The 22,208-nt window shown below is 38.0% G+C and carries 27 protein-coding genes; 7 read left to right on the forward strand and 20 right to left on the reverse strand.

Annotated elements, in window-relative coordinates:
* Positions 1 to 88 precede the first annotated feature (88 nt).
* Positions 89 to 526 carry a hypothetical protein gene (locus tag B5X53_RS02685; RefSeq protein ID WP_079711676.1) on the forward strand — a complete coding sequence of 146 codons (438 nt, stop codon included), beginning with the start codon at positions 89 to 91 and terminating at the stop codon, positions 524 to 526.
* Positions 527 to 542: 16 nt separating this feature from the next.
* On the opposite strand, the gene B5X53_RS19265 is transcribed toward B5X53_RS02685, so the two are convergent.
* Together B5X53_RS19265 and B5X53_RS18990 are read right to left on the reverse strand one after the other, a co-directional pair.
* Positions 543 to 827 (reverse strand): endonuclease/exonuclease/phosphatase family protein, encoded by a 285-nt coding sequence (locus B5X53_RS19265; RefSeq protein ID WP_317042309.1) that lies wholly within the window; start codon positions 825 to 827, stop codon positions 543 to 545.
* 103 nt (positions 828 to 930) lie between these two features.
* Positions 931 to 1,098, reverse strand: a complete 168-nt coding sequence (locus tag B5X53_RS18990) for a hypothetical protein (RefSeq protein ID WP_157822058.1) — start codon at positions 1,096 to 1,098, stop codon at positions 931 to 933.
* Positions 1,099 to 1,157: 59 nt separating this feature from the next.
* On the opposite strand from B5X53_RS18990, the gene B5X53_RS02690 reads away from it, so the two are divergent.
* Both B5X53_RS02690 and B5X53_RS02695 read left to right on the forward strand, forming a co-directional pair.
* On the forward strand, positions 1,158 to 1,379 hold the full coding sequence (locus B5X53_RS02690; protein WP_079711677.1) for a hypothetical protein: 222 nt from the start codon (positions 1,158 to 1,160) through the stop codon (positions 1,377 to 1,379).
* 30 nt (positions 1,380 to 1,409) lie between these two features.
* Positions 1,410 to 1,817 (forward strand): hypothetical protein, encoded by a 408-nt coding sequence (locus B5X53_RS02695; RefSeq protein ID WP_079711678.1) that lies wholly within the window; start codon positions 1,410 to 1,412, stop codon positions 1,815 to 1,817.
* A gap of 12 nt (positions 1,818 to 1,829) precedes the next feature.
* On the opposite strand, the gene B5X53_RS02700 is transcribed toward B5X53_RS02695, so the two are convergent.
* From B5X53_RS02700 to B5X53_RS02760, 13 genes are all read right to left on the reverse strand, one after another.
* Entirely contained in the window at positions 1,830 to 2,558 is a 729-nt protein-coding gene (locus B5X53_RS02700) for a hypothetical protein (RefSeq protein ID WP_079711679.1), read from the reverse strand.
* Between the two features lie 206 nt (positions 2,559 to 2,764).
* Positions 2,765 to 3,985: a GTPase HflX gene (hflX, locus tag B5X53_RS02705; protein ID WP_079711680.1), complete on the reverse strand. Its 1,221-nt coding sequence runs from the start codon at positions 3,983 to 3,985 to the stop codon at positions 2,765 to 2,767.
* Between the two features lie 167 nt (positions 3,986 to 4,152).
* Complete coding sequence (locus B5X53_RS02710; RefSeq protein ID WP_079711681.1) at positions 4,153 to 5,046, reverse strand: DUF3078 domain-containing protein; 894 nt, start codon at positions 5,044 to 5,046, stop codon at positions 4,153 to 4,155.
* 91 nt (positions 5,047 to 5,137) lie between these two features.
* Complete coding sequence (locus tag B5X53_RS02715; RefSeq protein ID WP_079711682.1) at positions 5,138 to 5,650, reverse strand: DUF2480 family protein; 513 nt, start codon at positions 5,648 to 5,650, stop codon at positions 5,138 to 5,140.
* A gap of 53 nt (positions 5,651 to 5,703) precedes the next feature.
* A complete protein-coding gene (locus tag B5X53_RS02720) occupies positions 5,704 to 6,027 on the reverse strand; it encodes an iron-sulfur cluster assembly protein (RefSeq protein WP_079711683.1) in 324 nt (107 codons plus the stop codon).
* Position 6,028: 1 nt separating this feature from the next.
* Positions 6,029 to 6,406: a SufE family protein gene (locus tag B5X53_RS02725; protein WP_079711730.1), complete on the reverse strand. Its 378-nt coding sequence runs from the start codon at positions 6,404 to 6,406 to the stop codon at positions 6,029 to 6,031.
* 43 nt (positions 6,407 to 6,449) lie between these two features.
* Complete coding sequence (locus tag B5X53_RS02730) at positions 6,450 to 6,878, reverse strand: META domain-containing protein (RefSeq protein ID WP_157822057.1); 429 nt, start codon at positions 6,876 to 6,878, stop codon at positions 6,450 to 6,452.
* Positions 6,879 to 6,888: 10 nt separating this feature from the next.
* Complete coding sequence (locus B5X53_RS02735; RefSeq protein WP_079711685.1) at positions 6,889 to 8,127, reverse strand: aminotransferase class V-fold PLP-dependent enzyme; 1,239 nt, start codon at positions 8,125 to 8,127, stop codon at positions 6,889 to 6,891.
* Positions 8,128 to 8,174: 47 nt separating this feature from the next.
* Positions 8,175 to 9,491, reverse strand: a complete 1,317-nt coding sequence (gene sufD, locus B5X53_RS02740; RefSeq protein ID WP_079711686.1) for a Fe-S cluster assembly protein SufD — start codon at positions 9,489 to 9,491, stop codon at positions 8,175 to 8,177.
* Between the two features lie 93 nt (positions 9,492 to 9,584).
* Positions 9,585 to 10,337, reverse strand: a complete 753-nt coding sequence (gene sufC, locus B5X53_RS02745) for a Fe-S cluster assembly ATPase SufC (protein ID WP_079711687.1) — start codon at positions 10,335 to 10,337, stop codon at positions 9,585 to 9,587.
* A gap of 43 nt (positions 10,338 to 10,380) precedes the next feature.
* Entirely contained in the window at positions 10,381 to 10,785 is a 405-nt protein-coding gene (locus tag B5X53_RS02750) for a hypothetical protein (protein ID WP_079711688.1), read from the reverse strand.
* A gap of 9 nt (positions 10,786 to 10,794) precedes the next feature.
* A complete protein-coding gene (gene sufB, locus B5X53_RS02755) occupies positions 10,795 to 12,240 on the reverse strand; it encodes a Fe-S cluster assembly protein SufB (RefSeq protein WP_079711689.1) in 1,446 nt (481 codons plus the stop codon).
* 74 nt (positions 12,241 to 12,314) lie between these two features.
* Positions 12,315 to 12,644, reverse strand: a complete 330-nt coding sequence (locus tag B5X53_RS02760) for a HesB/IscA family protein (protein WP_079711690.1) — start codon at positions 12,642 to 12,644, stop codon at positions 12,315 to 12,317.
* Positions 12,645 to 12,919: 275 nt separating this feature from the next.
* Between B5X53_RS02760 and thiL the strand changes: the two genes are divergently transcribed.
* Positions 12,920 to 13,993, forward strand: coding sequence for a thiamine-phosphate kinase (gene thiL / locus B5X53_RS02765; RefSeq protein WP_079711691.1), 1,074 nt, complete (start codon positions 12,920 to 12,922; stop codon positions 13,991 to 13,993).
* Positions 13,994 to 14,020: 27 nt separating this feature from the next.
* Here thiL and B5X53_RS02770 read toward each other — a convergent pair whose 3' ends face one another.
* The 5 genes from B5X53_RS02770 to B5X53_RS02790 form a co-directional block, all read right to left on the reverse strand.
* Complete coding sequence (locus tag B5X53_RS02770) at positions 14,021 to 14,272, reverse strand: hypothetical protein (RefSeq protein ID WP_079711692.1); 252 nt, start codon at positions 14,270 to 14,272, stop codon at positions 14,021 to 14,023.
* Positions 14,273 to 14,344: 72 nt separating this feature from the next.
* On the reverse strand, positions 14,345 to 15,115 hold the full coding sequence (locus B5X53_RS02775; protein WP_079711693.1) for an alpha/beta fold hydrolase: 771 nt from the start codon (positions 15,113 to 15,115) through the stop codon (positions 14,345 to 14,347).
* 191 nt (positions 15,116 to 15,306) lie between these two features.
* Positions 15,307 to 16,599: an aminopeptidase P family protein gene (locus B5X53_RS02780; RefSeq protein WP_079711694.1), complete on the reverse strand. Its 1,293-nt coding sequence runs from the start codon at positions 16,597 to 16,599 to the stop codon at positions 15,307 to 15,309.
* Between the two features lie 203 nt (positions 16,600 to 16,802).
* Positions 16,803 to 17,093, reverse strand: coding sequence for a chaperone modulator CbpM (locus tag B5X53_RS02785; RefSeq protein WP_079711695.1), 291 nt, complete (start codon positions 17,091 to 17,093; stop codon positions 16,803 to 16,805).
* The gene (locus tag B5X53_RS02790; RefSeq protein WP_079711696.1) at positions 17,090 to 18,037 is read right to left on the reverse strand and encodes a DnaJ C-terminal domain-containing protein; all 948 of its coding nucleotides are present in this window, start codon (positions 18,035 to 18,037) and stop codon (positions 17,090 to 17,092) included. The genes B5X53_RS02785 and B5X53_RS02790 overlap by 4 nt, the downstream gene beginning before the upstream one ends.
* Positions 18,038 to 18,314: 277 nt before the next feature.
* Between B5X53_RS02790 and B5X53_RS02795 the strand changes: the two genes are divergently transcribed.
* The 3 genes from B5X53_RS02795 (at position 18,315) to B5X53_RS02805 (ending at position 21,806) form a co-directional block, all read left to right on the forward strand.
* The gene (locus B5X53_RS02795) at positions 18,315 to 18,977 is read left to right on the forward strand and encodes a succinate dehydrogenase cytochrome b subunit (RefSeq protein WP_079711697.1); all 663 of its coding nucleotides are present in this window, start codon (positions 18,315 to 18,317) and stop codon (positions 18,975 to 18,977) included.
* Between the two features lie 12 nt (positions 18,978 to 18,989).
* Positions 18,990 to 20,993, forward strand: coding sequence for a fumarate reductase/succinate dehydrogenase flavoprotein subunit (locus B5X53_RS02800; protein WP_079711698.1), 2,004 nt, complete (start codon positions 18,990 to 18,992; stop codon positions 20,991 to 20,993).
* Between the two features lie 66 nt (positions 20,994 to 21,059).
* Complete coding sequence (locus B5X53_RS02805; RefSeq protein ID WP_079711699.1) at positions 21,060 to 21,806, forward strand: succinate dehydrogenase/fumarate reductase iron-sulfur subunit; 747 nt, start codon at positions 21,060 to 21,062, stop codon at positions 21,804 to 21,806.
* Positions 21,807 to 22,208 lie beyond the last annotated feature (402 nt).

Below are 22,208 nucleotides of genomic sequence, written 5' to 3' on the forward strand. Positions count from 1 at the left end.
TTGTATTTAAATACGTGATCTTAAACTTAGAAGTACAATGCAGCTGCAATTTTATAGAAAATCCTATATTTACTAAAAATTTACTCATATGTATCCAACTGTACAATTCATACATTCCTACTGGGCTTATTTAGTATTAATCGTTTTATTCGTAGCCTCAATAAACGCAATTATTGGTTATGCTTCTAATAAAGAATATGGAGCGACTAATTTCAGGATTGCACTTTTCACACTTATCACGTCGCATATTCAGCTTTTAATAGGAATAGTTTTATACTTCGTATCTCCTTATTTTTCGGTGCTTCTGGAAGAAGGAATGGGTACGGTAATGCCAGATCCAACATTAAGACTTTACATTCTGGAACATCCCTTAATGATGATAATTGCTGTAGCTTTAATTACCATTGGATATTCAAAACACAAGAGTAAACTTACTTCAAAACCTAAGTTTAAAATCCTTGCTATATTTTATACCTTAGGATTATTGATAATGTTATCCCGTATTCCTTGGAATGCTTGGTTTTAAAGTTTAAAATCTTAATTTACTTTCCGGCATCGGTGGAGCTTGAAGAGACTTCTTTAAGCAGGTAAATATATACCGGAAAATGGTCACTGTAGTCACCTGGATAGCCGCTATTACCATAACTTCGGAAGGAATATCCCTTGTATTGTCCGTTTTCGGTAATTAGGTATCTGTTATTAAAAATTCCAGCTTTATAAAACTGAAATTGGAAATAGCCTTTTCCGGTTAACGCTTCTGAAACAAGAATTTGATCAAATAAATTCCGACCATCACGATAGGCCAGAATACCTATCCGTTTTTCAATATATTCTCATCTATAGTAGTTTCATCGGTATTAAATGCTGAAACCCGAATATATCTATTCCAATCAAATGTTCTCGGTTCAAACGCCTTACCGCCTTTTTCATTTATATTTGTCCATCCATTATTTTCCAATACAGCAATATCCCTACGGTGGGAATTTCAGGTTTATCCTGCAACACCAATTCTTTATAAAAATCGTCTCTCCATCCCTGAAAAACGCATAAGCCGGCTGGTGAGTTCCCCAGTAGATTTAGATAGTGTTTCCCGCGCACATTTGTTTTTTGAAATTATGTCTTCTATGATAATGTCACTATTTTGAATGTAATGGTAATTGAAGAATTTACCGGTAAATGATTTAACACCGAACTGGACTCCGCTGGATGCTGTAATTCCTACAGGGCCTACTAATCAATGCAGGAAAAAATTCGTGAAAAGTGAAATAGATAGTTCCTGTTTAAAGGGTGATATTCATTTCGCCTATAGATATTTAGGTGCTGCGTCAGATAAAAGCACAACTTATGATATTGATAACATACGCATAAACGGGAATTGAGTAAATTGTAAGATTATTTAAAATCAACGCATGAAGCAAACATTACTCTTTCTATTTTTAATTGCAACATCTTTAGGGTTTGCCCAGCATTCCCAGGATTTTGCCGGGAATTGGTTTTGGGAATCTCCAGACGGCCAAAATACTATGGAACTAGAACTGGAGTATGAAAGCCAGGGAAGTATTAAAGGCAATCATTGTGTGATTTTCTCGCAGGGAGAAAATACCGATTGTAAAAGAAACAATGGAAATTCGTTTACAATAAATTTGGTGAAAATTGCGGAAGGTGTGTACGATGGGACTATTGAAAGCGCTGTGAGTTTTACCTCAGGAAAGATACGTTTGCAGTATATAGATAGCGAAAAGGCGATTCGGTTTTATTTAAAAGAAGTGCCTCCCGGAGAATTCTATATGCCCAAGGAGGCTTTTTTAGTTAGATGATTTTCTTAAATATTATTTCTGATAAGCTTCGCTATATGGTGACCAGATTTCATATATAGGATCTCCTTTTGAGCTTTTTCCTTTGTGATGCCATTTACCATCTTTTACTTCATACTGAAATTCTAAACTCGCGCCTACACGGCTGGCATCTCGTGAGAAGAATTCAATATTTTCAGTGTATTTTCCATTTTCAGCAGTGTAGGTTCCTCCGCCGGTTCCATTAAATTCTTTGGTAGCCGAATTAAAAGCAATCCATTGAAATCTTCCGCCACTTAAGATTTTAACTGTTCTTCTGTCCCCGGGAGTCATCGTATTCATTTCTCCGTTTCTTTCACGACCGGTAATAACCCAGGTGCCCGTTAGCGCATCTGATTTCTCTGAAACACGTTCCCATATTTTTGTCGTATTTCCGTCAGAGATTTCCATTTTGTCCTCACCATCCCAGGAAATATTATAGTCGTGCTCTGCCCCGATTTCTTCGGTGTCATAAGTGTCAAAATCCCTTAGTTCCGTCAGGGTTTCATCTTCCAGGCTAAGTTCTCCTCCTGCAGCACCTAAAAATTCATTATTACTTAAATTTTTAGAGCCCAGGGCAAAATAACCGTCCTGTATAATTTTAATTACTTCTCTGTCATTAACAGCTTTACCGTCCTTTTCAGTTAATTTCCAGGCTCCATCCAATTCCTGAGCTGTGATTATTCCGAAGAAAAAAAGCAATGGTAATAAGATTAATTTTTTCATTGTAGTAATTTATTGGTACACTCTAAATTACTAAAAAAACAGATAAGGTTTTAGAAGTTTTTTAAGTCGTCGCCCTGAATTTATTTTCAGGGGCTAAGCTTGTAGATATTATAAACCTATTAGAATCCCGAAGTAAATTCGGGATAACGTCTGAATCCATCCCGAAACTTCGGGACAGATTGACGTCTCTAGTTTTTCCCTCTAGTCTATTTTTCTTCTCCGTATTTATCGTATTCCGGGTACAGAAAATTATTGTAAGGAAAGCGGGTGATATGAATCTTACGAACCGCTTCGTAAACTTTTCTTCGGAAATCTTCCATATTCTCCTTATTCAAAGCAGAAATAAACAACACATTATCTCCCATCTTATTCATCCAGGTTTGCTTCCATTCTTTAAGGGTGTAATGAGCTTTGGTTTTTTCAGTAATTAAATCGTCGTCTTCAATTTCTTCAGCTTCATATTGATCAATTTTATTAAAAACCATAATAGTTGGTTTGTCATTACTCTTAATCTCACTCATAATCTGGTTTACAGACTCTATATGATCTTCAAAATTGGGATGCGAAATATCGACCACGTGCAGTAGCAAATCGGCTTCCCTAACTTCGTCTAAAGTAGATTTAAAGGACTCTACCAGTTGCGTGGGGAGTTTCCTAATAAATCCTACCGTATCGGTTAAAAGGAAGGGTAAATTGCGAATTACTACTTTTCTTACCGTAGTATCTAAAGTCGCAAAAAGTTTATTTTCGGCAAAAACCTCACTTTTGCTAATAGTATTCATTAAAGTAGACTTTCCAACATTGGTGTAGCCTACAAGTGCCACCCGAACCAACTGCCCGCGGTTGCCACGTTGCACTTCCATTTGTTTGTCTATAGTTTCGAGTTTCTTCTTTAAAAGCGCAATTTTGTCCCGCACAATCCTACGGTCAGTCTCAATCTCGGTTTCCCCTGGTCCGCGCATTCCAATACCACCACGCTGGCGCTCAAGGTGAGTCCACATTCCAGCAAGTCTTGGTAGTAAATATTCATATTGCGCGAGTTCCACCTGGGTCCTGGCGTAACTGGTTTGTGCACGTTGGGCAAAAATATCAAGGATAAGCGTAGTTCTATCTAGAACTTTACATTTCAGGATTTTCTCTATATTTTTTTGCTGGGCTGGAGAGAGTTCATCATCAAAAATAGCGGTACCAACCTCATTTTCGTCTACGAATTGTTTAAGTTCATTCATCTTCCCTGTCCCAATAAAAGTTTTGGGATTGGGTTTATCCATATTCTGGCTAAAACGCTTTATCACTTCCCCGCCGGCGGTATAGGTTAGGAATTCTAATTCGTCCAGGTATTCTTTTAATTTATCGTGCCCCTGCTCTTTGGTAACAATACCAATTAAAACAGCTTTTTCGTGGGTTAGGTCGGTTTTTTCAATCATAAATACAAAGTTACACAATAGATTGCTACTGCGATTTTTGCGGAAATTATTTCAACATATATTTAACTAAAATCGCTTAAAAACAACAAACCTGCCGGAATGGGCAGGTTGTATTTTTATTTTTTTGTTTGTTTTGGCGTTACGCTGAACTTGAATGACGTTACGGCTTAAAATCCGTAGTTAAATCCTAAACCGAAAACTTCTCTTATTTGAAAACCTTTTACAGCATTATCATCATAGATAGCCTGGAAAATAAGGTTTGTAGAAAGATAATCGTTGATTTTCATTTTCATGTTCATCGTATAATCGATATCTACATTCTGGGGATCTTCCAAATAGTTGGAGTAGAGGTTGATTAAATTCTCCATGGTCACATTTTCGATTATATTGAATTGAGCGTATCCTGAAACCGATGCACCAAATTCAAAACGCATGGCTTTTTCGGCATCTACCCCAAAATAATCTCCATCTACATAATCTGGTCCTGAAGTGAAATCTTTATCTACAAAGACCATTCTTCCCGTAGCCGGAGCAAGATTTAAATATAAATTTTCACTCTTTTTCCACATCATACCGGGACCAAATTGAAGGTAGGCGGGGGATAAAAAATTGGTGTATTCTGTTCTGGTGGTTTGACCGCTTTCAGGGTCTTCACCGAATTTATATCCTTTTGTAATTTGTGTTCTGAAATTTAGAAAAAGGGAATAAAACCAGTTTGATTCCTGTACCTGCTTTCCGGCGATCGAGTTGAATTCTAAGCGGTCACTGGTTTTCCTCGCAAATTCGTCGCTTCGCTGCTTGGTTATACCATAATCAAGGAGTAATTTATTATCCCAGGTAAAATCGTTTTTCAAATAATTAAAGTCGTAGTCAAAAAGAAAATTCCCTGCAATGTTGGAAGTTCCTCCGCCTGTCCATTCTTCATTAAAGGCCGACTGATTAAAAAGTAAGGCGATATTTCCTTCTTTAGTCCATCCTTGTTTTTGTTCTTCTTCCTCTTCCTGTGCCGATAAATTAAAAATTCCGCCAAATAGGGCGAAAGCAAGTACTAATTTTTTCATTTTTTATAATTCTGAATGTCACCTGAACGCTAATACAGTAATAATCACTTTCTGGTATTGTTGATTGCGACCAGCATCATACTGGTTCATCTTAATTTTTAGGTTTTTTATACAAAGGTACCGATGAGCAGGCCTCACCATACATTAAACTTTTTACTACGGGTTGTAGTTTTTCTATCAAAAGTAAATAAGCATTCTTTGGAACCGGTTTGTGCGAACAGCCTTTAATAATCACAGGTTTATCTGTAAGATCACTAACATCCATTTTGTTAATAGCTTCGGTGTAAAGTACAGTTTCCAGTGTTTCCAGGTTTCCGGTAATCACTTTTTTGGCATAAGGCTGCAAATAGGTGGCTAAAAGCATAAACGCCCAGGCCGGGATTATCGCATCACTGGAGCAGGTAAGGGCTATAAATTTACCCTGATATTGGCTCCAGTCGTGGTTTTTTGCATGTTCCCTAAATTCTCCTTCTCGCAAAACAAAACCTTCCAGAAGCCAGTCTTTCACATCAAACACCACGCGTTCCCCTTCAGGATAATAATCCTCAAGGTTGAAGGTGATAAGTTTACTGTTGGCTATGCGGTTTACAATTTCTTCGGCCATAAATGGAGTTGAATGTTAATGGTTAAAAGTTAATCGGTTAAAACTTTTAGAAACTATAAAAGGCCCAATTCCAATTTTGCTTCTTCACTAATAAGGTCCTGGTTCCACGGTGGATCGAATGTAATTTCTACTTCGGCGTCTTTTACAGTATCTATAGAAGCTACCCTTTCCTTTACTTCCTGCGGCAAACTTTCGGCTACAGGGCAGTTTGGTGTGGTTAAGGTCATTAATATTTTTACTTCGTGATCGGTGTTTACCATCACGTCGTAAATAAGCCCTAATTCGTATATATCTACGGGAATTTCAGGGTCGTAAATGGTTTTTAAAACCGTTACGATTTTCTCTCCTAATTCCTCGGTGTTTATTTCTTTTTCCATCTTAATTGAGTTGTGTTTGGTATGCCACGGCATACATTTTAAGTTGCTTGATCATACTCACCAAGCCATTGGCGCGAGTAGGAGACAAGTGCTCTTTTAGACCAATATCATCAATAAATTGAGTGTCGGCTTCAATAATTGCCGAAGGGTGATGATTGGAAAATGCCCTGATTAAAATAGCTACTATTCCTTTGGTAATTATCGCGTCGCTATCGGCAGTAAAAATCAGTTTTTCATTTTCCAGCTCGGCGTGAACCCACACTTTACTTTGGCAACCTTTAATAAGGTTTTCGTCTATTTTATATTTTTCGTCTATAAGCGGAAGCGCTTTTCCAAGCTCTATCATATACTCATAACGCTGCATCCAGTCGTCGAACATTGCAAACTCGTCTACAATTTCTTCCTGTATTTCCTGTATCGTCTTACTCACTGTTTTCTTTTTTTTGCAGGTTTAAAAGCTCCTGATTTTCTTCAGATAAAAATATTAAATCTTTATCGCTAATTTTAACATTTCTAATCTCCGGGATTACTTCATTAAAAATTTCTTCATATTCCATCTGTCCTTCGCAGTACATTTTTGTTCCAAGCGGCGGATTGAATTTTACAATAGAATCTTCAATCTTATAAGCCGTTACAAAATTATTGCACCCGGTTTTTCCCGAAAGTCGTTGTTCTGAACCATTAAAATTTAAGATAAAACCTTCGGAAGAAATATCTTCTCCATCCATTTCCAGCAATTCATAATCGCCGTTAAGTGAATTCAGATCTGCGGGATCTTCTGAAATTTTTTCTTCTGAATTTCCGCAGGAAACAATTAGAAATAAACTTAATATAAATAGTAATTTCTTCATTATGCTGTATTTAAGAAAGCATTGATTTTGCTTTTTTAACCGCATCAATAAACCGGTCAATTTCTTCTTTTGTATTATAAAACGAAAAAGAAGCTCTAACCGTACCCGGAATTTTATAAAAATCCATAATGGGCTGTGCGCAATGATGCCCGGTCCTTACCGCGATACCCATTTTGTCGACAAGTGTACCAATATCATACGGATGAAGCCCTTCAATATTAAAAGAAATCACTGCGGTCTTGTCTCTGGCAGTCCCGTAGAGTTTCATTCCTTCAATTTCCTGAAGTTTTAAAGTAGCATAACCCAGCAATTCTTCTTCGTAGCGAGATATTGCTTCAAAACCTATAGCGTTCATATAATCAAGTGCAGCAGCGAAAGCAATACCGCCACAAATATTTGGCGTCCCGGCTTCAAATTTATGCGGGAGTTCCGCATAAGTTGTTTTTTCAAAACTTACCGTAGCAATCATCTCGCCACCACCCTGATAGGGCGGGAGTTTGTTAAGCCATTCTTCTTTCCCGTATAAAACGCCAACTCCGGTTGGGCCACACATTTTATGGGCAGAAACCACGTAAAAATCCACATTCAAGGCCTGTACATCCGCTTTAATATGGGGAGCGGCTTGTGCACCATCTATTAAAACGGCTGCGCCTTTTTCGTGGGCCTTATCTATAATCTTTTTAATAGGATTTATGGTTCCCAACGCGTTTGATACGTGATTCAAGAAAACCATTTTTGTTTTTTCTGAAAGTAATTTTTCAAAAGACTCATAAATAAGTTCTCCCTGCTCGTTCATAGGAATAACTTTCAGTATTGCGCCCGTTTTTTCACAAAGCATTTGCCAGGGAACAATATTGGAGTGGTGCTCTAATGCGGAAACCAGAATTTCATCTCCCTCTTTCAGGACTGAAGCGAAACCACTTGCCACAAGATTAATCCCATGCGTAGTTCCTGATGTAAAAATGATTTCGTGAGTTTTTTCAGCATTAAAATGTTGCTGAATCTTTTTCCTGGCGCCTTCGTATTTATCGGTTGCTTCCTGAGACAGGCTGTGCACACCACGATGAATGTTGGCATTGTAATTAGAATAATAATCTACAATTGCATTCATCACCTGCTTTGGCGTTTGCGAAGTGGCCGCATTATCCAGATAGACCAAGGGATAACCATTAACTTCCCTATTTAAAATAGGGAAGTCTTTTCTTATTTCTTCAACGTTAAATGCTATATTATTAGTAGCAATGCTCATTTTTATATTGATTTGAGGATCCTTTTAAAGCTACTTTAGATAGCGATTTACAGGTTGAATCCTAATTCTACACCCAGTTTAAGGGCTATAAGTTTATTAATTCTCTTTTTAATTTCCGGGATTTTCACACTTGCCAATACATTATTTGCAAAAGCGTACATTAAAAGTCCGCTGGCTTCTTTTCTTGGAATCCCACGTGATTGAAGATAGAACAAAGCTTCTTCGTCTAACTGCCCAATAGTACAACCGTGGCTACATTTAACATCATCTGCAAAAATTTCCAGCTGAGGTTTTGAGTTTATGGTTGCTTTATCGTTTAATAAAACATTATTGTTAGACTGATAAGCGTTTGTTTTTTGCGCTTCTTTTTCAACAACTACTTTTCCGTTAAAAACACCGACTGATTTTTCATCAAAAATACCCTTGTAATCCTGGTGGGATTCGCAATTTGGTTCAATGTGATGCACCAGGGTATTGTGATCTACGTGTTGTTTTCCTTCAATGATAGTTATACCTTTCATTGTAGAATCTATGCGTTCTCCTCTTTGATAGAAATTCAGGTTGTTTCGGGTTAATTTTCCTCCCAGGGAAAAAGTATGTACCGAACAGAAACTTTCTGATTTCTGTTCTATGTAGGTATTATCAATTAAAGAAGCAGAAAGTTTATCGTTCTGAACCTTGTAATAATCTACAATAGCACGTTTATCGGCAAAAATTTCAGTAACCGAGTTGGTAAGCACCGGTTGATCTGTTAAACTCTGGTGACGCTCAATAATCTGGCAGTGTGAATTCTCGTCTACCACAATTAAATTACGAGGCTGTACTAATAAAGAAGATTCATTTCCGGTAGAGAAATTAATAATCTGAATTGGCTTATCGGCCAGAGTATTCTTGTGAATATGAATAAAAGCACCCTCCTTGGTAAAAGCAGTATTCAACGAGTTTAGTCCGTTTTTTGGAGCAAGTTTGTTGAAATAATTATCAATTACCGGCTTATAAAGATCTTTATTCAAAGCCGAAGACATTAGGCAAACATCAATCTTATCGTGCGTGGTGCTGGATAAGTGTGATGAGTAAATACCGTCTATAAACACCAAGTCGTAAGTATCAATCTCGTGTATAAAGTATTTTTTAATGTCCTTGTATTCTAGAGCGTTTTCCTTCTTTGGGAAAAGACTGTAGTCTTCCTTTAAAATCGATTTAAGGGAAGTGTATTTGTAATCTTCTTCCTTTCGGCTAGGGAAACCTATAGTTTCAAAATCCTTAATCGCCTGATTTCTTATTTTATGAAGATCATCGTTAGTCCCTGTGTACTCTTCTTCAAAAGCCAGGAAAGATGATACTAATTTCTCTTTTAATTCCATTATAATGTATTTTGTCTTTCCCGCATAGGCGGGAAACTTGGCCAGTCTTTAAAAGACTAAAATAGCTTTTCTTACTTTTCTCGAAATAAGTTATTAGATCGCTTTTTCAGCTTTAACCCATTCGTAACCTCTTTCTTCCAGCTCGAGTGCAAGTTCTTTGCCGCCAGATTTTACTATTTTACCATCTATCATTACGTGGACAACATCTGGTACAATATAGTTAAGTAAACGCTGGTAGTGAGTAATAAGCAATACTGCGTTGTCTTTGCTTCTTAATTTGTTCACTCCATCGGCAACAATTTTAAGCGCGTCAATATCCAGACCTGAATCGGTTTCATCTAAAATAGCCAGTTTTGGCTCTAACATTGCCATTTGAAAGATCTCGTTTCTTTTCTTTTCTCCACCTGAAAATCCATCATTTAAAGATCTTGACAAAAATTTACGGTCAATTTCAAGACTTTCGGATTTCTCTCTAATCTTTTTCAGCATTTCATTTGCTGGCATATCTTCGAGTCCGTTGGCTTTTCTATGAGCATTGATTGCTGTTCTCATAAAATTTGTAACTGAAACTCCGGGAATTTCCACCGGATATTGAAAAGAAAGAAAGATACCTTTATGAGCTCTTTCTTCAGGATCCATTTCTGAAATCTCTGTGTTTTCAAAAAGTATTTCTCCTTGGGTTTGTTCAAATTCCTCTTTCCCGGCAATTACCGAAGAAAGTGTACTTTTTCCTGAACCGTTAGGTCCCATAATGGCGTGAACTTCTCCCGGATTAATTTCAAGATTAATTCCTTTAAGGATTTCTTTATCTTCTATACTCGCGTGTAAATTCTTTACTTTTAGCATAAATTATCTGTATGCATCCCGAATAAAATTTGGGATTGGTTTATTATTCTTCTTCCTGATTTTCTAAAGCCTTCTCAGACTCCAGAATTTCTATAATTTCTCTTATTTCTATATTCTCGTCCCAGCCTTCCTGTCTTGGGTTGGGAACAATTTTTCCTTTAACTCTTACCGGAACCATATCAAATTCTTCTTTCTGAAATGGTTGTACCTGTTCGGCCAGTACTTTGGACATAGAGTCTATGGTGACCCCGTAAACAAAATCGGTTCCTCTTAAAATTGCTGCATCGCCGGCATAGATGAATTCCCCGGTTAGCGTTTGAATGCTATCGGGAACTTTTTCTGTTTCAGGCTGGTTCATAAGATCCTGGCGGCCTTCGTCCTGGCAGGAAAAAGCCGTAACAGCAAGAGTAAGAATTAGCAAAAACTTCTTCATTTCTTCAATCTTCATTTTCCCTTTTTATCCTACAGATCCTTCAAGGGAAATTTCTAATAGTTTTTGTGCTTCCACAGCAAACTCCATAGGCAATTTGTTCAATACCTCTTTACTAAAACCGTTTACGATAAGTGCAATAGCTTTTTCGGTATCAATACCACGCTGATTGCAGTAGAAAATCTGGTCTTCCCCAATTTTACTGGTGGTAGCTTCGTGTTCTACCTGCCCGGTTTTATTTTTAACTTCAATATACGGGAAGGTATGCGCGCCACATTTATTTCCCATTAAAAGGGAATCACATTGGGAAAAGTTACGTGCGTTTTCGGCTCTGGCGTTTATTTGCACGAGTCCGCGATAGGAGTTTTGCGACTGTCCTGCAGAAATACCTTTAGAAATAATGGTACTCTTGGTATTTTTACCTAGGTGAACCATTTTGGTGCCGGTATCTGCCTGTTGGTGGTTGTTGGTAACCGCGATTGAATAAAATTCACCAATAGAATTATCTCCTTTTAAAATACAGGATGGATATTTCCAGGTTACTGCCGATCCGGTTTCAACCTGTGTCCAGGAAATCTTCGCTCCTTTTTCGCAAATTCCACGTTTGGTTACAAAATTGTAAACCCCACCTTTTCCTTCTTTACTTCCAGGGAACCAGTTTTGAACAGTACTATATTTAATTTCCGCCTCGTCTAAAGCTACTAACTCTACTACCGCCGCGTGTAATTGATTTTCATCACGGGTTGGTGCAGTACAACCTTCAAGGTAACTAACATAGCTCCCGGGCTCTGCAACTACAAGCGTACGCTCAAATTGCCCTGTCCCGGCCTGGTTAATTCTAAAATACGTTGAAAGTTCCATTGGGCACCTAACGCCTTTTGGAATGTAGCAAAACGAACCATCACTAAATACTGCGGAATTCAATGCCGCGTAAAAATTATCGGTTGTAGGTACTACTGAACCAATATATTTTTTAACAAGCTCCGGATGTTCTCTGATTGCTTCTGAAATTGAACAGAAAATAATTCCTTTTTCAGCAAGTGTCTTTTTAAAAGTTGTAGTAACTGAAACAGAATCCATAACTACATCTACGGCAACACCGGCAAGTTTTTTCTGTTCGTCTACCGAAATTCCAAGTTTTTTGAAGGTATCCAGCAATTCAGGATCTACTTCGTCTAAACTCTCGTATTTCGGTTTTTTATTAGGAGCCGAATAGTAAGAAATATTCTGAAAATTAGGCTTTTCGTAATGTACGTTAGCCCATTCAGGTTCTTTCATGGTTTTCCAGTGGCGATATGCTTTAAGTCGCCATTCAGTCATCCACTCGGGTTCTTCTTTCTTCTTGGAGATCGCTCTAACAATATCTTCATTTAATCCCACGGGAAATGTATCCGATTCAATATCGGTATAAAACCCGTACTCATATTCTTTCGTTTCGAGCTCTTTTTTTAAATCATCTTCAGTATATGCCATCTCAATTTTTTCTAAAATTATTTAAGGAACAATGTTTAAAATTCTTGTTTTTAAATTTTGTTCCTTCTAATTAATTACAGAGAAAAACTTTCTCCGCATCCGCAGGTTCTTTGGGCGTTTGGATTATTAAATACAAATCCCTTGCCGTTTAATCCGCCGGAAAATTCTAAAACGGTTCCCGCCAGGTATAAAACACTGCGTTTATCTACTACTATTTTTATATCGTTGTCTTCAAAAAGTTTGTCGTCTTCGGCTTTAGATTTGTCAAAATTCAATTCGTAGGACAAACCGGAGCAGCCTCCGCTTTTTACACCTACACGAACAAAGTCTTGCAAATTGTCAAAACCCTCTTCACTCATAAGTGCGGCAATCTTTTTTTTAGCGCTTTCGCTTACTTTTATCATAGCTTAAAAAGATTAATTCTAAATTGGGTACAAATATACTATAAAACAAGCGGTTTACCATAGCGCTAGTATATGTTTTAAGAATACATTGATAAGTCCTGCCAATTCTAATTTTTGAAATGTCACTTGCTTTTAAATAACTGAAAATTAAGGCATTTAGTATTTAATTTCAATTCTTTCTGAAATAAGTAAACCGTCGTTTTTTTAATCTATGCCTATCTTTATAATGGCAGTTGAATAATATTCAGTTATTTTGCAAATTAAAATAATTAGTTATGTTTCAGGATAGTCAGGATATGCGTACAAACCTTTCAGAATTAGGTGAGTTTGGCTTAATAGATCACCTTACCAAAGGTTTTGAGCCCAAACTTTCTTCAACCGTAAAAGCAATTGGTGATGATGCTGCGGTATTAAATTTTGAAAATAAACACACCATAGTTACTACCGATCTTTTGGTGGAGGGTGTTCATTTTGATCTGGCCTACATGCCTCTTAAACATCTGGGCTATAAAGCCGTAATGGTAAATGCTTCAGATGTTTACGCAATGAATGCAAAAGCTACTCAAATTACCGTTTCTATTGCGGCTTCCAATAGGTTTCCGGTAGAAGCTCTGGAAGAATTATACTCCGGAATTGAGCTGGCTGCAAAATTATACAATATTGATGTAGTTGGTGGGGATACTACTTCTTCAACTTCAGGATTATTAATTAGTATTACTGCGCTTGGCATTGCCGAAAAAGAGGATATTGTTTACCGAAGCGGGGCAAAACCTAATGATCTTTTAGTGGTTACCGGTGATCTTGGTGCGGCCTATATGGGATTGCAAATTTTAGAGCGTGAAAAAGAGGTTTTTAAAGCGAACCCGAATGCCCAACCCGATCTTGATCCTTATACTTATCTAATTGAAAGACAGTTAAAACCTGAAGCCAGAAAGGACATAGCGCCTTTGCTGAAAGAGCTTGGAGTAAAGCCAACTTCTATGATAGATATTAGCGACGGACTTTCTTCTGAAATTATTCATTTGTGTAAAAACTCGCAGGTTGGAGCGAATTTATATGAAGAAAAAATTCCGTTAGATCCTGCTGTTATCTCGGTTTGCGAGGAGTTTGATATAGATAGTACCACTATTGCTTTGAGCGGTGGTGAAGATTACGAATTGCTTTTCACTATTTCCCAGGATGATTTTGATAAAATAAAAGCAAATCCAAATTTAAGCGTTATTGGACATATGACAGAGGAAAAAGAAGGAATGCATTTAATAACGCGTGCTAATCAGAAATTGCCATTAATTGCACGAGGCTGGAATTCTATGGAAGATAAAAATGAAAATTCTGAGAAAAAGGAATAAACTTTCGGAATTTTAATTCCGAAAAATTTAAGAAGCGTGGGCATAATGTTTACGCTTTCTTTTTTGATGAATTTTAGAAATATAATCGTTGGTTTCTTTAAATTTTGGGGTTAGGCGAGCCAGAAAGCCATTTGCGGTATCGGTCATTTCCATACCACATTTCCCGCATTTGTATTCGTGTACGTGATCGGTAACATTTTTAGATACACGTAATTTATGTCCGAAAATGCTGCAAAAAACCTTTCCGAACGAAAATCTTGTAGGGTTTTTATCTTTCATAAAAGCTTGATTTTCTTGTTTCTGAAAGTCTAAAGTATAAAAAAAAGTTAAACTTTCGATAAAAAGTTAAAATTAATCGATAAAATGCAAAATTTTCGAGAGGTTATCTTTATTTTCCAAGAAAGCTAAGTGCCCACCAGGAAGACTTTCAAACTCACTTTCACAACGTATAGCTATTGCTTTTATTGTGTTAAAATCCATAACAGAATCTTGTTTTCCTGCAATGATAATTTTTTGTCCATTAAATTTTGCAAAAAGCCCGGTATGATCTGTACGAATTTTCATACCCTTGATAGCCGCGTAGATTCCTTCAGTAGAAAACTTAAGGGCGCGATTTTTTAATTCTTCAATTTGAGATTTGAATATCTTATTATTTTCAGGCGTCAATAAATTTGAGATCGCCATACTCACAAAAGCCCTTTTATTTTTTAGAACCAAAGCGACCGCGCGGTCGCGATTTGCTTTTCGTTCTTCAGAATCTGCTTGCGGGGTAGAATTTACCAGCACCAGACTGTTGCACATGGTAGGAAAAATATTTTGGAATTCCAAACTCACATATCCGCCCATTGAATGACCGGCGAACGATGCTTTTTTAATTTCCAACTCATCTAAAACCGACTTCACTGTTTCAGCCATTTCTGCCATGCTGTGAACCTCTGATATATTCCCCGATTCGCCGTGACCGGGAAGATCTATACAAATTACTTGTCGCTTAACCGAAAGTTCTTCGGCGAAATCTTTCCATATTTCTTTCGATTCCAAAAATCCGTGAAGAAGCACCAGCGGATTACCGGTTCCCTGGCTTGTAAACGAAATTTGAGTGTTTTTATAGGTTATTTTCATTAATGCTTAAAATAGAAAAAGCCACGAATTTTCAAATGGGTTCGTGGCTTTTGATTTTAACTCGTTATCCTGAACTGGTTTTCAGGGTCTAATATAATTCTTGTTAGTCTCATGTTTGAAGCTGAAATAACCCGAAGTATCGGGACAGCTTGACGGTAAAACATACTAAGCTAATTGTAAATATTCTTCAATTAAGAATTCATAACCTCTTCAATCTCTTCAACTTCAATTGGGATATTGCGCATCAGGTTGAAAGGCTCGCCTTCGGGCTGGATTACCACATCGTCTTCCAGGCGAATTCCGAAGCCTTCATCGGGCAAATAAATTCCCGGTTCTACGGTAAAAACCTGGTTCGGCTTCATCGGTTCGGTTAAAATCCCGTAGTCGTGGGTGTCTAATCCAATGTTATGCGCTGTACCGTGCATAAAATACTTTTTATAGGCTGGCCATTTTGGATCTTCGTTTTGAACATCGGCTTTGTCCAGCAAACCTAAATCCAATAACTCTGAGGTCATTAATTCACCGACTTCTTTATGGTAGTCTGCCCAAATAGTTCCAGGTACCAACCATTTTGTAGCTTCTTTCTTTACCTTGTTTACCGTTTTGTAAATCTGTTTCTGACGATCGGAAAACTTCCCGGAAACCGGAATAGTTCTTGTCATATCGCTGGAATAATTGGCATATTCTGCACCGGTATCCAGGAGGATTAAATCTCCCTCTTTACATTGTTGATTATTCTCGGTATAGTGTAGCACATTTGCATTATTCCCGCTGGCAATAATTGGAGTGTAAGCGAATCCGCGACTGCGATTTCTAATCATTTCGTGCCAGTATTCGGCTTCAATTTCGTGTTCCCAAACTCCAGGCTTTGTGAATTTCAGGGCTCTGCGGAACGCTTTTTCTGTAATATCACAGGCTTTTTGCATTAAATCCAATTCAACAGGATCTTTAACTGAACGTAACCGCTGTAAAATAGGATTGCTTTTCGCTACCTGGTGTGCAGGATATTTCTCCTTACACCATTTTATAAATCTATCGTCCCGGGTTTCTGTTTGTACATTGGCTCGGTAATGTTCGTTCGTATTGAAATATACCGTTTCACATTGCGACATCACTTCAAAAAAGATCTTTTCAAAATCTTGAAGCCAGTAAACAGTTTCTACACCACTAACTTCTAGGGCTTTTTCCTTATCTAATTTCGCACCTTCCCAAACCGCGATATGCGGATTGGTTTCAGTTAAAAATAAGATCTCACGATGCTCGGGTTTTGGAGCATCGGGGAAAAGTACCAAGATCGCTTCTTCCTGGTCTACACCACTTAGATAGAATAAATCCCGATTTTGCTGAAAGGGCATTGTACTGTCGGCACCAATCGGGAAAATATCATTGGCGTTAAAAACTGCTAGGCTGTTGGCTTTCATTCCGGCCATAAAGCTTTTGCGGTTTTTTATAAATAATTTACTGTCTATTTGATCGTATCTCATATTATTATTTATGAAGAGACTGTCTTAAAAGTTATTTAAGGCGTCATCCTGAATTCATTTCAGGATCTAAGTTTGGGGAAATTAGAAAAAGTTAGAAGCTGAAACAAGTTCAGCTTGACGATACATAACCATTGAAAACAGTATCTCTGGTTTTTATTGTTTTGCAAAGTTATCAATATCTAAGAGAGTAAAAAGTTCTCGCATTATTCATATAAACCTAACCGGTTTTTAAGCTTGCGATTTTGTTTTTGCAATATTTTTACCTGCCTAATTAAATGTTGAATCGCTTCCAGGCCTTCTACATTGATATCCAGGTCGTAATGTAACCGCCTTAATCTTTCAAATTCTGAAATTTCATCGCAGTGCACATACTCAGTTTCTTCTACGGTCACGATTTCAATCAAACCGCTTTCGTAAAGGGAGCTTACAAAAGTTCGTTCCACTTTATATCGGGAACAAATCTCATCGGTGGGGATTAAATCTTCTAAATTCATGAGCGTAATTTTTGAAGTTCTTTAAACAGTTCTTTCTCCCGGTTGCTTAAGTTGGTAGGTATTTTTATGTTGTAAGTGATAATTAAATCACCAAACTGGCCTTCCTTTTTATATTTCGGAAAACCTTTTCCTTTTAATTTCACCTTGGTCCCGGGTTGGGTTTCGGGATTTACGTTTAATTTTACTTTTCCACTAAAAGTATCTACGGTAATTTCCCCGCCAAGCAAAGCTGTGTAAAAATCAATTTCTATCGTAGTGAATAAGTTTTCTTTTTCCCTTTTAAATTTTGTGTTGTTTACAATATTAAAAGTGATAAAGAGATCGCCTTTTGGTCCACCCTGGACGCCTGGCCCGCCGTGGCCTTTAATTTTAATGGTTTGTCCGTTTTCAACTCCCGCCGGAATGGTTAACCGAATATTTTTTCCGTTAACGGTGAGGGTTTGTTTGTGACTGGTATAAACATCACTTAGGTTTAGCTGAAGTTCAGCATTAAAATCCTGGCCTTTATAATGCCTGCCACGGCCAGATCCCTGAGCTCTTGCACTGCTGCCAAACATTTCTTCAAAAAAGTCTGAAAAAGTATCATCATCAAAATTTCCTGAATAAGAATATCCACCGGCCTGGCCACCACCAAATCCGGATCCGCCAAAACCTCCACCAGAATAGGCTCTTCCACCCGATGCTTGTTGCTGTTTCCTGGCTTCTTCGTAGGCATCAGCGTGTTGCCAGTCTTTTCCGTATTGATCGTATTTTTTTCGTTTTTCGGGATCGCTCAACACCTCGTTAGCTTCATTTATTTGCTGAAACCTGAGTTGCGCTTCTTTATCGTTGGGGTTGAGGTCTGGGTGATATTTTCTGGCCAGTTTTCGGTATGCCTTTTTGATATCGGCCTGGCTGGCAGATTTATCTAATTCCAGCAATTTGTAGTAGTCTATAAAAGCCATTAAAATCTATGAATTAGTGGTGAAATTCTAACCCCTGAAATTACTAAAAAGCTAGCTCAATTCCCGTTAAGTTTTTGTAAAATTGGGGATAGAGTGATAATTATCAGGTTGAATATTCTTTTAAAAATTATCCTGGTATTTCTTTATTATTTAATTCAACAAATATTAAACTTCTTTGTATTAGTTCTAAATAGCAGGTAATTTACATCTCAAAGTTTGTGAGTAACTCTTTTGAGATGTATTTTTGCTGTTAAATTTCTATAAAATAATCAAACCAATGGGTGGATTTCTAAATTCAACCATAGCAAGAAAAGTTGCTATGGCCTTATCGGGACTTTTTCTGGTCTTATTTTTAGCTCAGCATTTTACCATTAATTTTCTTTCAGTATTTAGTAAAGACTTGTTTAATGAAGTTTCTCATTTTATGGGAACTAACTTTTTTGTACAGGCTTTATTACAGCCGGTTTTAATTTTTGGAGTTATTTTTCACTTTGTAATGGGTTTTATCCTTGAAGCGAAAAACCGAAGTGCAAGAAATATAAAATATGTGAAGTTTGCCGGAAATGCAAATTCCAGCTGGGTCTCAAGAAATATGATCTATACCGGTCTTGTAGTATTGGCTTTTTTAGCGCTACACTTTTACGATTTCTGGTTTCCGGAAATGATTCATAAATATATTGAGTCGCATCCAGAAGATACTGCTCGTTATTATGAAGAGTTAATAGCAAAATTCCAGAGCCCGGTTAGAACAATATTATATGTGGTTTCATTTGTATTTTTAGCCCTTCACCTTTATCACGGTTTTTCTTCTTCTTTTCAATCCGTTGGTTGGAGAAATAAATACGCCAAAGGTCTTAGAGGATTCACTCAGGTTTATGCGATCATCATACCACTAGGATTTATTTTTATAGCCCTTTTTCACTATATTAATAACCTTTAATACGTAAGATTTATGTCAGTTTTAGATTCAAAAATACCTAAAGGGCCTCTCGCAGAAAAGTGGACCAATCATAAAAACGATATTAACCTGGTAAACCCGGCCAATAAGCGTAATATTGATATTATTGTTATTGGAACAGGTCTTGCCGGAGGAGCTGCAGCTGCAACTCTTGCCGAATTAGGTTATAATGTGAAAACATTTTGCTACCAGGACTCTCCAAGACGTGCGCACTCAATTGCGGCACAGGGAGGTATAAATGCTTCAAAAAATTACCAGGGGGACGGTGATTCTGATTATCGCCTGTTTTACGATACAGTAAAAGGTGGTGATTACCGTTCCCGGGAAGGAAACGTTTATCGCTTAGCCGAAGTTTCCGGAAATATTATAGATCAATGTGTGGCTCAGGGAGTTCCTTTTGCCCGTGAATATGGAGGTTATTTAGATAACCGTTCTTTTGGGGGGGTTTTGGTATCCCGTACTTTTTATGCCAAAGGACAAACAGGACAGCAGTTATTGCTAGGAGCATATTCAGCAATGAACCGCCAGATTAACCGTGGAAAGATCAAGCCTTACAACCGTCACGAAATGATGGATTTGGTATTGGTAGATGGTAAAGCCCGCGGAATTATCGCCAGAAATATGATTACCGGCGAAATTGAACGCCACTCGGCTCACGCCGTGGTATTGGCTTCCGGTGGGTATGGGAATGTTTTCTTCCTTTCTACCAATGCGATGGGAAGTAATGTGACTGCCGCCTGGAGAGCACACCGTAGAGGCGCATATTTCGCGAATCCTTGTTATACACAAATTCACCCTACCTGTATTCCGGTTTCAGGAGATCATCAATCTAAACTTACGTTGATGTCTGAATCACTTCGAAATGACGGAAGAATCTGGGTGCCAAAGAAAAAAGAAGATGCCGAAGCCATTAGGGCCGGCAAGAAAAAGCCAACCGAGCTTGCAGAAGAAGACAGAGATTATTACCTAGAGCGTCGTTATCCTGCTTTTGGGAACCTGGTACCTCGGGATGTTGCCTCCAGAGCAGCCAAAGAGCGTTGCGATGCCGGTTATGGTGTAAATAAAACTGGCCAGGCAGTTTACCTGGATTTCTCTAACGCGATTGAGCGATACGGAAAAGAAAAAGCTTTTACCTCTGGTCATAAAAATCCTTCGAAAGAAGAAGTTGTGAAATTAGGAAAAGCAGTAGTAGAAGCTAAATATGGAAACCTCTTCGATATGTATCAGAAAATCGTAGACCAGAATCCGTATGAAACTCCAATGATGATATATCCTGCTGTTCACTACACTATGGGCGGACTTTGGGTAGATTATAATTTACAAACTACCATTCCGGGTTGTTACGCTGCAGGAGAAGCAAACTTCTCAGATCACGGGGCTAACAGGCTTGGTGCTTCAGCATTAATGCAGGGGCTGGCAGATGGATATTTTGTATTGCCTTATACTATTGGAGATTATTTATCAGAAGATATTCGTACCGGAGCAATTCCTACAGATTCACCTGAATTTGAAGAAACCGAAAGAGCCGTAAAAGAGCGAATTGACAAATTGATGAATGCCGGCGGTAAGAAATCGGTAGATTCCTATCATAAGGAATTAGGATTAATTATGTGGAATAAATGCGGAATGGCTCGTAATGCTGAAGGCTTAAAAGAAGCGATTGAAGAAATTTCTGCTTTAAGAGAAGATTTCTGGAAAAACGTGAAAATTCCGGGAAGTGCAGCTTCCAAAAATGCCGAGCTTGAAAAAGCTGGCAGAGTAGCCGATTTCCTTGAGCTAGGAGAATTGTTCGCTAAAGATGCTTTACATAGAGATGAATCTTGTGGGGGTCATTTTAGGGAAGAATATCAAACCGAAGAAGGTGAAGCTTTAAGGGACGATGAGAACTTTAGGTATGTTGCCGCCTGGGAATATAAAGGAAAACCTTCAGATGCTGTTCTTCACAAAGAAGACCTAGTATTTGAAAATATAGAATTGAAAACAAGAAGTTATAAATAGATTTGAGATTTCGGTATTGGGTTAAAAACTCGGTACTAAATACTCACTACTCAATACTTTTAAGATATGAAGCTTAACTTAAAAATATGGCGTCAGGAAAATGCCACTGCTAAAGGAAAAATAGTAGATTACCCTATAGATGGAGTAGACGGGGATATGTCTTTCCTTGAAATGCTGGATATTCTTAACGAGCAGTTGGTAGAAAAAGGAGAAGACACTATTGAATTTGATCACGATTGCCGTGAAGGAATTTGTGGTTCCTGTTCTTTGCAAATTAACGGTGAGCCTCACGGCCCCGATAAATTAATTGCTACCTGCCAGTTGCATATGCGTTCTTTTAAAGATGGTGATACCATTTATATAGAGCCTTTCCGTGCAAAAGCTTTTCCGGTAATAAAAGACCTTATTGTAGATCGTACTGCTTTTGACAGGATTCAGCAAGCCTGGGGATATGTTTCGGTAAATACTTCTGGAAATACCGTAGATGCGAATACAATTCCTGTTGAAAAGGAAAAAGCAGATGAATCTTTTAATGCGGCAACCTGTATTGGTTGTGGAGCTTGTGTAGCTGCTTGTAAAAATGCGAGTGCTATGCTGTTTACTTCAGCTAAAGTTTCTCAGTATGCTTTGCTTCCGCAGGGGCGCGTAGAAGCTACAGAGCGTGTTAGAGCGATGGTTAGACAAATGGACGAAGAAGGATTTGGAAATTGTAGTAATACAGGAGCTTGTGAAATTGAATGTCCTAAGGGGATTTCGCTCGAAAATATCGCGCGTATGAACCGTGAATATCTTGCAGCGAGTGTAAAAGGATAAAACTTCCTTAAATAAGAAGAAATCAATCCCAAATTCTTTTTGAATTTGGGATTTTTTATGGTGTGCCGTGCATGGCATATCACTTGACGGTGCAAGTCCGTTATGGGGGTTTATAGCTACCTATCATTAGCCAAAGGCAAGGGTGTCCATCGTGAGGTGGAATCTGAAGGAAGCCTGCGGCAAAGTTCCGGTCCGAGGAACACGAACATCATATAAGGCATAGCTGATCTGGATGAGCTTGCCATACAAAGCGAAGTCCTAAAGCTATACGGAGATCAGGGTGTAGATGATGCGGATATATGGAATGAAAGTGATATGTCTTACCGCGGGAGATCTCACAGACATAGGTGAAACAGTGTATGAGCCTATGGTTGAAACAAGATTTATTGTGAGAATTCAGCA

Origin of the sequence: Salegentibacter salinarum (assembly GCF_900168115.1) — a bacterium.
In the GTDB taxonomy this organism is placed as follows: domain Bacteria; phylum Bacteroidota; class Bacteroidia; order Flavobacteriales; family Flavobacteriaceae; genus Salegentibacter; species Salegentibacter salinarum.

Excerpts from the sequence above, each read along its gene's own strand:
- B5X53_RS02785 (WP_079711695.1), bottom strand. The coding sequence starts at position 17,093 with ATGAATTTAGAAGATTTAATCCCCACCGATGAGATTTGTTCCCGATAT.
- B5X53_RS02805 (WP_079711699.1), top strand. The coding sequence starts at position 21,060 with ATGAAGCTTAACTTAAAAATATGGCGTCAGGAAAATGCCACTGCTAAA.
- B5X53_RS02700 (WP_079711679.1), bottom strand. The coding sequence starts at position 2,558 with ATGAAAAAATTAATCTTATTACCATTGCTTTTTTTCTTCGGAATAATC.
- B5X53_RS02800 (WP_079711698.1), top strand. The coding sequence starts at position 18,990 with ATGTCAGTTTTAGATTCAAAAATACCTAAAGGGCCTCTCGCAGAAAAG.
- B5X53_RS02710 (WP_079711681.1), bottom strand. The coding sequence starts at position 5,046 with ATGAAAAAATTAGTACTTGCTTTCGCCCTATTTGGCGGAATTTTTAAT.
- hflX (WP_079711680.1), bottom strand. The coding sequence starts at position 3,985 with ATGATTGAAAAAACCGACCTAACCCACGAAAAAGCTGTTTTAATTGGT.
- sufD (WP_079711686.1), bottom strand. The coding sequence starts at position 9,491 with ATGGAATTAAAAGAGAAATTAGTATCATCTTTCCTGGCTTTTGAAGAA.
- B5X53_RS02770 (WP_079711692.1), bottom strand. The coding sequence starts at position 14,272 with ATGAAAGATAAAAACCCTACAAGATTTTCGTTCGGAAAGGTTTTTTGC.
- B5X53_RS02795 (WP_079711697.1), top strand. The coding sequence starts at position 18,315 with ATGGGTGGATTTCTAAATTCAACCATAGCAAGAAAAGTTGCTATGGCC.
- B5X53_RS02685 (WP_079711676.1), top strand. The coding sequence starts at position 89 with ATGTATCCAACTGTACAATTCATACATTCCTACTGGGCTTATTTAGTA.
- B5X53_RS02760 (WP_079711690.1), bottom strand. The coding sequence starts at position 12,644 with ATGATAAAAGTAAGCGAAAGCGCTAAAAAAAAGATTGCCGCACTTATG.
- B5X53_RS02715 (WP_079711682.1), bottom strand. The coding sequence starts at position 5,650 with ATGGCCGAAGAAATTGTAAACCGCATAGCCAACAGTAAACTTATCACC.
- sufC (WP_079711687.1), bottom strand. The coding sequence starts at position 10,337 with ATGCTAAAAGTAAAGAATTTACACGCGAGTATAGAAGATAAAGAAATC.
- B5X53_RS02735 (WP_079711685.1), bottom strand. The coding sequence starts at position 8,127 with ATGAGCATTGCTACTAATAATATAGCATTTAACGTTGAAGAAATAAGA.
- B5X53_RS02750 (WP_079711688.1), bottom strand. The coding sequence starts at position 10,785 with ATGAAGATTGAAGAAATGAAGAAGTTTTTGCTAATTCTTACTCTTGCT.
- B5X53_RS02725 (WP_079711730.1), bottom strand. The coding sequence starts at position 6,406 with ATGTTCGACGACTGGATGCAGCGTTATGAGTATATGATAGAGCTTGGA.
- B5X53_RS02720 (WP_079711683.1), bottom strand. The coding sequence starts at position 6,027 with ATGGAAAAAGAAATAAACACCGAGGAATTAGGAGAGAAAATCGTAACG.
- B5X53_RS02775 (WP_079711693.1), bottom strand. The coding sequence starts at position 15,115 with ATGAAAATAACCTATAAAAACACTCAAATTTCGTTTACAAGCCAGGGA.
- thiL (WP_079711691.1), top strand. The coding sequence starts at position 12,920 with ATGTTTCAGGATAGTCAGGATATGCGTACAAACCTTTCAGAATTAGGT.
- B5X53_RS02730 (WP_157822057.1), bottom strand. The coding sequence starts at position 6,878 with ATGAAGAAATTACTATTTATATTAAGTTTATTTCTAATTGTTTCCTGC.
- sufB (WP_079711689.1), bottom strand. The coding sequence starts at position 12,240 with ATGGCATATACTGAAGATGATTTAAAAAAAGAGCTCGAAACGAAAGAA.
- B5X53_RS02790 (WP_079711696.1), bottom strand. The coding sequence starts at position 18,037 with ATGGCTTTTATAGACTACTACAAATTGCTGGAATTAGATAAATCTGCC.
- B5X53_RS02695 (WP_079711678.1), top strand. The coding sequence starts at position 1,410 with ATGAAGCAAACATTACTCTTTCTATTTTTAATTGCAACATCTTTAGGG.
- B5X53_RS02780 (WP_079711694.1), bottom strand. The coding sequence starts at position 16,599 with ATGAGATACGATCAAATAGACAGTAAATTATTTATAAAAAACCGCAAA.